The following is a 10,434-nucleotide window of genomic DNA, read 5'->3' on the forward strand; positions in this document are numbered from 1 at the left end:
GTCGCGATCCAGAGCCTGCCGGTTCGCTTCGCCATCGACCGCGCCGGCCTCGTCGGCGCCGACGGCGCCACCCATGCCGGCTCGTTCGACAACGCCTATCTCGGTTGTCTGCCGAACATGGTGATCATGGCCGCGTCCGATGAAGCCGAGCTGGTGCACATGGTTGCAACCCAGGTCGCGATCAATGATCGTCCGAGCTCGCTGCGCTATCCGCGCGGCGAAGGCCGCGGCATCGAGATGCCCGAAATCGGCGTTCCGCTCGAGATCGGCAAGGGCCGCATCGTCCGCCAGGGCAGCAAGATCGCCCTGCTCTCCTTCGGCACGCGCCTCGCCGAATGCGAGAAGGCCGCCGACGAGCTCGCTGCCCACGGCCTTTCGACCACGATCGCGGATGCGCGCTTCATGAAGCCGCTGGATACCGAGCTCGTGCTCAAGCTCGCGCGCGACCACGAGATCCTGATCACGATCGAGGAAGGCTCAGTCGGCGGTTTCGGCTCGCATGTTGCGCAGTACCTGACCGACCAGGGCGCGCTCGACAGCGGCCTGGTGCGGTTCCGCACCATGGTGCTGCCCGACGTGTTCCAGGACCACGACACCCCGGCGGCGATGTACGGTCGTGCCGGTCTCGACGCCAAGGGCATCGTCGCCAAGGTGTTCGAGGCGCTCGGCAAGGACGTCAAGGCCGAGACGGTCAAGCTCGCCTGATAGCGAGCTTCGACCTTCCGCGAAGCAGCTGTGATGAAAATCTATCTGGCAGGCCCCGATGTGTTCCTGCCAGATGCGGTCGAGATCGGCCGGCACAAAGTCGCGGTCTGTGCCGCGCACGGCGTCACCGGCCTCTATCCCCTCGACAACGAAATCGACCTCGCCGCGCCCGACGCCTCGCGGCAGATCTTTTGCGGCAACGAGGCGATGATGGACGCGGCCGATGCGATCATCGCCAACCTCACGCCGTTCCGTGGCGCCGGCGCCGATCCCGGCACCGTCTACGAGCTCGGCTACATGGCCGGCCGCCGCAAGTTCTGCCTCGCCTATTCCAATGACGGTGCCGCCTATGCCGACCGTGTCAGTCGCTTCATGGACGTGACGTCCGAAGACGGACGGCTGGTCGACGCGCAGGGGCTGACGGTCGAGGATTTTGGCCTCGTCGACAATCTCATGATGATCCACGCGCTGGAGCTGCATGGCTGCCCGCTGGTGACGCCTGCGCAGATGCCGATCGACGTCTGGCACGATCTGGCCGCGTTCGAGGCTTGCGTCCGGATGGCGGCCGCGCGATTGATCGCTACATAAGCGCCTCAGGCGTCTTCGGAGAGATGATGTCCCCTGCCCGCAAGCGCGCGGATGTTCTGCTGGTCGAGCGCGGCCTGTTCGAGAGCCGGGCGCGGGCGCGCGCGGCGATCGAGGCCGGGCTCGTCACCGCCGACGACAAGCAGGTCGCAAAGCCGTCGGAGACCATCGCCGAGGACGCCGTGATCCAGGCCGAGCCCGCGCACCCCTACGTCTCCCGCGGCGGCGTCAAGCTCGCCGGCGCGCTGGAGCGCTACCCGATCGAGATCGAGGACCATGTCTGCCTCGACGTCGGCGCCTCCACCGGCGGATTCACCGAGGTACTGCTGGCGAACGGCGCGAGCCTCGTCTTTGCCGTCGATGTCGGCACCAGCCAGTTGCATCCCTCGCTGCGCGGTCACGCCAAGATCGTGTCGATGGAAGAGACCGACATCCGCGCCTATGACGGCAAGCGCCTGCCGGCGCGGCCCGATGTCGTCGTGATCGACGTCAGCTTCATCTCGCTCAAGACGGTGCTGCCCATCGCGCTGTCGCTGGCCGCCGCGCCGATGAGCCTGCTGGCGCTGATCAAGCCGCAATTCGAGGCGGACCGGAAGCACAACAAGAAGGGCATCGTCCGCGACGCCGCCGTGCACCGCGAGATCTGCGACGACATCGCCGCCTTTGCTGCCTCGCTCGGCTGCACCGATATCGAGGTGTTCCCGTCGACGATCACCGGCGGCGACGGCAACATCGAATTCTTCCTGGGCGCGCGCCGTGGTTGAGCGCGTGACGATCGATCACGTCGGCCATCGCGGCGACGGCGTCTCGCTCGACGCTGGCGATGCCATCTATGTGCCCTACACGCTCGGCGGCGAGACCGTCGAGGTCGATCATGTCGTCGGCAATCATCCCGACCGCCGCAAGCTGCTGGTAGTGGACGTCGCCAGTCCCGAGCGCGTCGCGCCGTTCTGTCCGCATTTCGGCGTCTGCGGCGGCTGCGCGATCCAGCACTGGGCGACTGAACCGTATCACGCCTGGAAGCGCGGCATCGTGGTCGAGACCCTGGCCCAGGCCGGCATCGACTGCGAGGTGACGCCGCTGGTCGACGCTCACGGCGCGGGGCGCAGGCGCATCACGCTGCACGGCCGGTTCGGCACCCATGACATCCTCAAGGTCGGCTTTTCGGCTGCCAGCGCGCACGACGTCATCCCGATTGATCGCTGCCCGATCCTCGATCCCGGGCTCGAGGGTGCACTCGATGCCGGTTGGGCGCTCGCCGAGCTGCTGACGTCCAAAATGCCGGTGACGAAACCGCTGGACATCCAGGTCACCGCGACCGCCAACGGTCTCGATGTCGACGTGCGCGGCTCCGGCCCGCTGCCCACGTCGCTCGTGACGGCGCTGTCGTGCGTCGCCGAGCAGCACCGCCTGGCGCGGCTGACACGGCACGGCGAACTGGTGCTGCAACGCCTGCCACCGACCCTGCAGATGGGCCGCGCCGAGGTGACGCTGCCGCCGGGCTCGTTCCTGCAGGCGACCGTCGCCGGCGAAGAGACGCTCGCATCGCTGGTCGCCGAGCGCATCGGCAAGGCGAAGAACGTTCTCGATCTCTTCTGCGGCGTCGGGCCGTTTGCATTGCGGCTCGCCGAGAAGGCCCGCGTCACCGCCCATGACAACGACGCCGGCGCCATTGCGGCGCTCGCAAAGGCCGCGCGCACGCCGGGTCTCAAGCCGATCAAGGCCGAGCCGCGCGATCTGTTTCGCCGTCCCCTGGTGGCGCCGGAGCTGCGCGATTTCGACGCCGTCGTGTTCGACCCGCCGCGCCAGGGCGCGCAGGCGCAGGCCTTGAAGCTCGTCGCGAGCAAGGTGCCGGTGGTGGTCGCGGTCTCCTGCAATGTCGCGACCTTTGCCCGCGACGCGCGGCTGCTGATCGATGGCGGGTACAAGATCGACGTAGTCGTGCCGGTGGATCAGTTCCGCCACACGCCGCATGTCGAGCTCGTTGCGAAGTTCACGCGCTAGTTAGCGTCGAAGGCCATTCAACGCCGGCGACTCGCCGGGCAGCATGTTCGATCTGAGATCGCTATCCATGCGGCCCGAGTCCTGCTGGGTGAACCCGGCCCCAAACGACAGGCTGAGGTTGGAGGTCGGCTTGAGCTCGACACCCGCAAATGCGCCGTAGCCGGGCGAGGCGCTGGAGGTGAGCGGCGCAAGCGAGCTGCCAATGCCGCCGCCGTATTTCAGGGTGTCGAACCCGGCAAAGAACGTGACGGGCATGCCGCCCGCGGTCTTGGTGTTGTAGCCGAACTGCGTGCTGTCGTAGGAGAGCGCGCTGAAATTGCCGCTCAGTCCGGCCGGGCTGAGGCCGCTCCAATTGAGATTGCCATGCTGGCTGCCGACAAAGAAGCCGTTCGCAGAATTGCTGCGGCCGCTTGCGTCGCCGCCATTGAAGTTCGGGAAAATGCCGTAGCTATCGGCGCTCTGGCCGGCAACACCGCCGAAGCCGAAAGGTCCGCCGGGGATCCAATATTGCAGGGGTGCGGCTTGCGCATGAGCCGGCGCTTCGCCGAGGCAGAGCAGGGCAAGAAAAACCGCGAGACCGCAAGAGGGTGTAAGCCTGAACATTCAAATAACCGTCGAAAAGCTTGCGAATTATACCCACCAGACATCATGAATGCCAGCATAGCGACCCCATTCTTCCCCTGAGTTCCGGGATCACGTTTTTCTGCCAATTTGAACTTCCCCCATGCCGGATTGACCCACCTAAGGGGGCGCGTCAGCACGGAGGCTGTCATGGAGGTCAATTCCGACAAGTTGAATGCCTTTATGGGCAAGATGGTCACCGAATTCGGGGCGGCGATGAATGCGTCGCTGGTCCTGCTCGGGGACAAGCTCGGTCTCTACCGTACCCTTGCCGCCAAGGGACCGATGAACTCGTCCGAGCTCGCAAGCGCCACCGGGACGGCGGAGCGCTACGTCCGCGAATGGCTCGCGAGTCAGGCGGCGTCCGGCTACATCGAATACGATTCCGCTTCGGCAAAATTCTCGATGCTACCGGAGCAGGCGATGGCGCTTGCCGATGAGGACAGTCCGGTGTTCCTCGGCGCGTTCGGCAATGTCATTGCCTCGGCGTTTCTCGACGAGCCGAAGATCTCGGACGCATTCAAATCCGGCAAGGGCGTCGGCTGGAACCGGCGCAGCGAGTGCCTGTTCTGCGGCACCGCCCGCTTCTTCCGGACCGGGTACATGCATCATCTGGTGCAGGAATGGCTGCCCGCGCTCGACGGCGTCGTGGACAAGCTGAAGCGCGGCGCCAAGGTCGCCGATGTCGGCTGCGGGCACGGCGTCTCGACACGGCTGATGGCGGAAGCCTTCCAGAACTCCCGCTTCTACGGCTTCGACTATCACGAGGGTTCGATCGAGGCCGCGCGAAAGGCGGCCACCGAAGCCGGATTGGGCGACCGGGTCAGCTTCGCTGTTCATTCCGCCAAGACCTATCCGGCCGAGGGCTATGATCTCGTCTGCTTCTTCGATTGCCTGCATGACATGGGCGATCCCGTCGGCGCCATCGGCCACGTGCGCGAGACCATGGCAAAGGACGGCACCTGCATGCTGGTCGAGCCGTTCGCAGGCGACCGCCTCGAGGACAATCTCAACCCGGTCGGGCGGGTCTATTATGCGGCGTCGACCATGATCTGCACGCCGGCCTCGCTCGACCAGGAGGTGGGCCTCGCACTGGGCGCGCAAGCGGGCGAGGCAAGGCTGCGCAAGGTCGCGCGAGAGGGCGGACTGACGCGCTTCCGCCGCGCCGCTGAAACGCCCTTCAATCTGATTCTGGAGGCGCGGATCTGATCTTCCGATTCCGGCGCGTGGCCGCGGCATATGCCATGCCGATGCTGCAGCCACGCCCGGCGCCGACACCCTCCCTCGCTCGCGCCGCAACGTAAGCTGGCGATCGGACAAGGCGACGCGAGTCCGTCATGACGGGAGGACGACGAAGCCGCTCTCCATGAATTTGCGATGGCGCTCTATCGCGACAAGAAGGTGTCGGACACGAAATCTACGGGCCGGCCAGCAGAAATTCGGCGAGCGCGGCATCATGGATATCATCGGCCTGATCGGCTATTACGACCTGGTCTTGATGAAGCTGATCACCATGCAGGCGGACGCGCCGAACGACAGGGTGCCGCCGCTGCCATCGCTCGCCGCCAAATAGCAACTCCGCAACCGCCGTCCATGTCGCACGATCCGCTGCTCACACGCCTGACATCCGCTTTCGCCGAGGTGCGGGGCGTTGCGGCCGTCGTACACGGCGGCTCGCGCGCTCGGCAGCGGGCACGCCGCGTCCGACTATGACATCGGGCTGTACTTCAAAGCAGCGCTTCCGCTGGAGACCGAACGCTTGCTGGCCGCCGCAAAGGAAATCGCCGACAATTCTGCCGTCACGGCGGTGACGAAGATAGGGGAATGGGGCCGTGGATCATCGGAGGTGCCTGGCTGTCCGTTGGCGGACAAAGGGTCGACCTGCTCTATCGCAGCGCCGACGCTGTGTCATCATGGAATCCTGTCGGGCCGGCATCATCACCATGGACTACCAACCCGGCCATCCACACGGCTTCTGCTCGGCGATCTGGATGGGCGAGATCGCATTGCCAACCACTGCGCGATCCGCAAGACCTGATCAACCGGTTGAAATCGATCGCGCTGCCCTACCCGCAACCGTTGCGGGATGCCCTGATCCGGCGCTTCCAGTGGGAAATCCTCTTCGGCATCGAGAATGCGGAGCTTGCGGCCGCACGTAACGAGCAGACCCATATCGCCGGATGCGTCTACCGGTCGCTGGCCTGCGTTGCGCAGATCGTGTTCGCACTGAACGAGCGCTATCTCATCAACGAGAAGGGTGCGCTATGGAAGCAGCGCGGTTACCGCTGACAATTCCGCATCTGGACGAGCAGGCGACGGAGATCTGGCGACTGATCGGCAATGGCGCTTTGGCGACCGCCTGCGACGTCTTGCGTCAGATCGACCGGCAATTGAAGGCGCTGACGCGGTCCAGCGAGCAGCAGCCGTGATCTGCTACGCCGTCCTGTCCACCGAGGACGACGTATCCGACGGCGGATATTTGGTCACGGGCACCACGAAGGACTTGTTGCGGACCTGGTAGATGATCTTGCCATTCTGCCCGTCGTCGGTCGCAATCTGCGCCTGGCCGAACATGATGACGTTCTTGTAGACGGTGCCGGTGCCCTGACGGGTGACGCCATCTGTGGTGACGCTGACCTGCGCTTCGTTGCCGTTGACAGCGAGCACCCTGAAGCTCGCGCTCTTGCCATTGTCACTGGAATAGCCGCCCCAGCTTCCCATCAGGCGGCTGTCGGAGGCCGGCGGCGCCTGCTTCTCGAGAGTCGCGGTCTGCTTGCCCGCGCCTGCAGATGACAACAGCACCAGACTCTTGCCGTCCTTGGTGCCGACCGTGACCGTGCCGAAGGTGAGAAGCGAACCGGCGACCTCGCCAAAGCCGCGCTCGGTGCGCCCGTTATGGGTGTACTCGACTTGCGCCCGAGCCCCGCGGATGTTCACGACCTTGAAGCTGACGGGCTGGTTGTTGCCAGCCCAATTGCCCTTCCACTCACCGAGCAGGGAGCTCTGGTGATACACTCGCTCGAGAGCGGGAGAAATCTGGCTGGTGCTCGAGGTGACGATGGCCATTGGGTTGCTCGGCGGATGTGTCTGACAGGCCCGCTTCTTTCGCGCCCCGACAGCAACGTCAGAACCTTATCCGGAAACAAATGAAAGCAGCCGATTAGGGCCACGCAACGGTTAACGCATGGTTAAAATTCCATCGCCGGCAAATAGGGCAAAAGGTCTCGTCCGGTGGCCGCGCTCAGCGACCCCAGCGGTCCGACCAGATCTTCTCGCCGATCATGCAGTTCACACGCGGCTCCTTGTCCTTCTCCGCAACCCGCATCACGGGACGCTCCGGCATACGGCCCGCAACCTCCATCAAGAGCTTGGTGCGGATGGCTTCCTTGAACTTATCGCGGTCCTTGATCGTGATGACGAAGGAACCGGGGCCGCCGATGACGCAATCCTCATAGTAGAAATCGAGATTGTCGATATCCATGGTCGAGTAGGAGGGTTCCTTGACCATGATCGGCAGGCCGTTGATGACGATACCCTTCTCGATCGCTGCGTCGCGCGCAATCGTGACCGGAGTGCCGTTGTTGTTGGGACCGTCGCCGGAAATGTCGATCACGCGGCGCAAGCCCCGATAGGGATCCTCGTCGAACAGCGGCATCGCGAAACTGATCGCGCCGGAGATCGAGGTGCGCGAGGCACGCCGGATCGGCGTCTTCAGGATTTCGGCGGCGACGGCATCGGCGGTCTCCGGTCCGTCGACCAGCCGCCACGGAATGATGATCTTCTGGTCGGTCGAAGCGGCCCACTCGAAATAGGTCACCGCGATCCGGCCGTTCGGGCCCAGCTTCAGCGCCTGCAGGAATTCCTTCGACTGGATCGCCTGCGCATAGCCTTCACGCTGGACCGCGAGCTCGTCCATGTCCATGGAGTAGGAGACGTCGACGGCGAGGATCAGCTCGACATCGACCGTCTGCGCGTCTCTGTCGGCTGCTTGCCGCTGCGGCTGATTTTTGAGTAGCGCCAGTCTGGGCGACTCAAACTTGGGTCCTGGTGCCGCGATGCCCGCGACGTCCCCTCCGGCGAACATGCCGGTCACCAGCACAGCCCCGATCGAGAACAGCAAGCGCATCGCAGCCTCCCGTCGTATGACCTGATGGTGACATGCAATCGCCTTGCCGCAAAGTCCGAAGATCGCTCGCGCTTCACATTCCGGTTAGGCATTTGCCAGTTAGGCATTTGCAGGCGGGAATTGCGAAGCAGTACGCAAAGCGGCCGCGATGTTGCCGCGCTCGCGCCGCTGGACTGCGCGATCGCTGGCGCCGGCATGCCGTCATGTGCGGTCCGCTCCCGGACTGACGGGCCACTGGACAGCGCACCTCGCCCACTTGTCCGGCGCGATTTCCATGTTAGGCTGGCCGGACAGATGGGGATGGAGTCCCCCGACAACCGCCCGGCGGCCTGTGACCGTAGTGGGCTGATGACTCCTGCTTGAGGAGGGGCAATTTCTAGGCCTCTGCCTTCGGCGGGAGCATGGACGAACCCGCCGCCGGCGGGTTTTTTGTTGCCCGGACGCGTTGGCCGAGGAGAGGTCAAGGAAGGCCGAGGAGAAGTCCTGGACGTGACGACGACAACACCGAATGCTGCACGTGCGGGGCTGCCCAGGGGGATCTGGGTGCTCGGTTTCGTCTCGATGCTAATGGACGTCTCTTCCGAGATGATCCACGCACTGCTGCCGGTCTATCTCGTCACCGTGCTCGGCGCCTCCACGCTCACCGTCGGCTTCATCGAGGGCATTGCCGAGGCGACCGCCTCGATCACGAAGATCTTCTCCGGCGCGTTGTCCGACTGGCTCGGTCGGCGCAAATTGCTCGCTGCGCTCGGCTACGGGCTGGCCGCGCTGACAAAACCGCTGTTCCCGCTTGCCCCTAGCGTCGAATGGCTGGTTGCCGCGCGCTTCATCGATCGCGTCGGCAAGGGCATTCGCGGCGCGCCGCGCGATGCGCTGATCGCCGATATCGCACCTATCGGCCTGCGCGGCGCGAGCTTCGGCCTGCGGCAGTCGCTCGACACCATCGGTGCGTTCGTCGGGCCGCTGATGGCGATCGGCCTGATGTGGTGGACGGCGGACAATTTTACGATGGTGTTCTGGGTGGCCGTGCTGCCGGGCTTCCTGTCGTTCGGACTGATCGCGTTCGCGGTGAGCGAGCCGGAGCCGGACCCCGGCCGGGAGCCGTCAAGGAATCCGCTGAATACCGCTGCGATGCGCCAGCTCGGGTCCGTGTACTGGCGCGTGGTCGCGGTTGCCGTCGTGTTCACGCTGGCACGTTTCAGCGAGGCCTTCCTGATCCTGCGTGCGCAGAATATCGGGCTCAATGCGATGTGGGTGCCGGCCGTGCTGGTGCTGATGAACATCGTCTATGCGTTGTCGGCCTATCCGGCCGGCGTGCTCTCGGACCGGATCAACCGCACCGGCCTGCTCGCGCTCGGCCTCGTCTTCCTCGCCGGCGCCGATCTCGCGCTCGCGCTGCTGCCAAACCTTGGCGGCCTCGCCCTGGGCGTCGTGCTGTGGGGACTGCATATGGGATTGACGCAAGGCGTGCTCTCGGCCCTGGTCGCCGACGCAGCGCCACCGAGCTTGCGCGGCACCGCGTTCGGCTATTTCAACCTGTTCACCGGCCTTGCCTTGCTGGCCGCAAGCGTGATCGCCGGCGCCTTGTGGGATACCTATGGTCCGGCCGGCACGTTCCTGGCGGGGCTCGGCTTCGCGCTGGTCGCGCTCATGGGACTATTTGCCGTCGGTAACGGGCTGGCAACGGAGGAGAAACGATGACGGAGGGCTGTTCGCCGTGCTGAGCGGAGTGCTTGCGATTATGATCGGCAGCGTGCTGGGCGGCTGTGCGCGCTATTTCATCTCCGGCGCGATCGCGCGGCGGCTGGGCGAGACGTTTCCGTGGGGCACCGTGACCATCAACGTCACCGGCGCCTTCCTGATCGGCATTTTTGGCGCATTGGCGACCCATCCCGGCTCGGTCTTCGCCGCGCCCGATCCATGGCTGTTCGCGGTCACCGGCTTTCTTGGCTGCTACACCACGGTGTCCTCGTTCAGCCTGCAAACGCTGACGATGGCGCGCAACGGCGAGGCGATGCACGCGCTCGGGAATGTCGCGGTCTCGGTCGTGCTCTGCCTCGCAGCCGTCAGTTGCGGCTTCCTTCTCGCGGACACTCTGGGGGGCTAGAGGCAGATGAAGTCCTTCCCCTCTGCCGATCGCTGGCGCACCGCGACGCTCTATGCCTGGATTGCCGCCGGCAGCATGGTCGGCGGGCTGACGCGCTATCTGGTCGGGCTTGCGCTCGACACCGGCTCCGGCTTCCCGGTCGCGACGCTGTTCATCAACGCCACCGGCTCACTAATCATCGGCTTCTACGCGACGCTGACCGGGCCCGACGGCCGCCTGCTGGCGCGGCCCGAGCACCGGCAGTTCGTCATGACCGGGTTCTGCGGCGGCTACACGACCTTTTCAA

13 protein-coding genes and 1 riboswitch are annotated in these 10,434 nt (G+C 65.1%); of the genes, 10 read left to right on the forward strand and 3 right to left on the reverse strand.

From position 1 onward, the window contains the following. From IVB32_RS04235 to IVB32_RS04250, 4 genes are all read left to right on the forward strand, one after another. Positions 1 to 705: transketolase C-terminal domain-containing protein (locus IVB32_RS04235; RefSeq protein ID WP_276576770.1), on the forward strand; the 705-nt coding region annotated here is incomplete at its 5' end. A 33-nt stretch (positions 706 to 738) separates the two neighbouring features. Continuing rightward, a complete protein-coding gene (locus IVB32_RS04240) occupies positions 739 to 1,293 on the forward strand; it encodes a nucleoside 2-deoxyribosyltransferase (protein WP_018456259.1) in 555 nt (184 codons plus the stop codon). Positions 1,294 to 1,319: 26 nt separating this feature from the next. Beyond that, a complete protein-coding gene (locus IVB32_RS04245; protein WP_247369205.1) occupies positions 1,320 to 2,054 on the forward strand; it encodes a TlyA family RNA methyltransferase in 735 nt (244 codons plus the stop codon). After that, on the forward strand, positions 2,047 to 3,294 hold the full coding sequence (locus IVB32_RS04250) for a methyltransferase (RefSeq protein WP_247369207.1): 1,248 nt from the start codon (positions 2,047 to 2,049) through the stop codon (positions 3,292 to 3,294). The genes IVB32_RS04245 and IVB32_RS04250 overlap by 8 nt, the downstream gene beginning before the upstream one ends. Here the strand turns inward: IVB32_RS04250 and IVB32_RS04255 are convergent, their stop codons facing one another. Continuing rightward, entirely contained in the window at positions 3,295 to 3,897 is a 603-nt protein-coding gene (locus tag IVB32_RS04255; protein ID WP_247369209.1) for a hypothetical protein, read from the reverse strand. It lies immediately after the preceding gene. A gap of 168 nt (positions 3,898 to 4,065) precedes the next feature. On the opposite strand from IVB32_RS04255, the gene IVB32_RS04260 reads away from it, so the two are divergent. The 3 genes from IVB32_RS04260 (at position 4,066) to IVB32_RS04270 (ending at position 6,344) form a co-directional block, all read left to right on the forward strand. After that, the gene (locus IVB32_RS04260) at positions 4,066 to 5,124 is read left to right on the forward strand and encodes a class I SAM-dependent methyltransferase (protein ID WP_247369211.1); all 1,059 of its coding nucleotides are present in this window, start codon (positions 4,066 to 4,068) and stop codon (positions 5,122 to 5,124) included. An 837-nt stretch (positions 5,125 to 5,961) separates the two neighbouring features. Next, entirely contained in the window at positions 5,962 to 6,204 is a 243-nt protein-coding gene (locus tag IVB32_RS04265) for a hypothetical protein (protein WP_247369213.1), read from the forward strand. After that, the gene (locus IVB32_RS04270) at positions 6,180 to 6,344 is read left to right on the forward strand and encodes a hypothetical protein (protein ID WP_018456253.1); all 165 of its coding nucleotides are present in this window, start codon (positions 6,180 to 6,182) and stop codon (positions 6,342 to 6,344) included. The genes IVB32_RS04265 and IVB32_RS04270 overlap by 25 nt, the downstream gene beginning before the upstream one ends. Positions 6,345 to 6,348: 4 nt before the next feature. On the opposite strand, the gene IVB32_RS04275 is transcribed toward IVB32_RS04270, so the two are convergent. After that, positions 6,349 to 6,981 carry a hypothetical protein gene (locus IVB32_RS04275; RefSeq protein ID WP_018456252.1) on the reverse strand — a complete coding sequence of 211 codons (633 nt, stop codon included), beginning with the start codon at positions 6,979 to 6,981 and terminating at the stop codon, positions 6,349 to 6,351. Positions 6,982 to 7,156: 175 nt separating this feature from the next. Then, complete coding sequence (locus tag IVB32_RS04280; RefSeq protein WP_018456251.1) at positions 7,157 to 8,041, reverse strand: DUF1194 domain-containing protein; 885 nt, start codon at positions 8,039 to 8,041, stop codon at positions 7,157 to 7,159. Positions 8,042 to 8,328: 287 nt separating this feature from the next. Further along, positions 8,329 to 8,406, forward strand: a riboswitch (Fluoride riboswitch). Between the two features lie 124 nt (positions 8,407 to 8,530). On the opposite strand from IVB32_RS04280, the gene IVB32_RS04285 reads away from it, so the two are divergent. The 3 genes from IVB32_RS04285 to IVB32_RS04295 all read left to right on the forward strand — a co-directional run. Next, on the forward strand, positions 8,531 to 9,742 hold the full coding sequence (locus tag IVB32_RS04285; protein ID WP_247409897.1) for an MFS transporter: 1,212 nt from the start codon (positions 8,531 to 8,533) through the stop codon (positions 9,740 to 9,742). 7 nt (positions 9,743 to 9,749) lie between these two features. After that, positions 9,750 to 10,148: a fluoride efflux transporter CrcB gene (gene crcB, locus IVB32_RS04290; protein ID WP_249802343.1), complete on the forward strand. Its 399-nt coding sequence runs from the start codon at positions 9,750 to 9,752 to the stop codon at positions 10,146 to 10,148. A gap of 6 nt (positions 10,149 to 10,154) precedes the next feature. Continuing rightward, positions 10,155 to 10,434, forward strand: a 280-nt coding sequence (locus IVB32_RS04295) for a CrcB family protein (protein WP_247409898.1), incomplete at its 3' end; no start/stop codon positions are given.

The sequence above is a fragment of the Bradyrhizobium sp. 23 genome, assembly GCF_023073295.1.
Lineage (GTDB): Bacteria > Pseudomonadota > Alphaproteobacteria > Rhizobiales > Xanthobacteraceae > Bradyrhizobium > Bradyrhizobium canariense_D.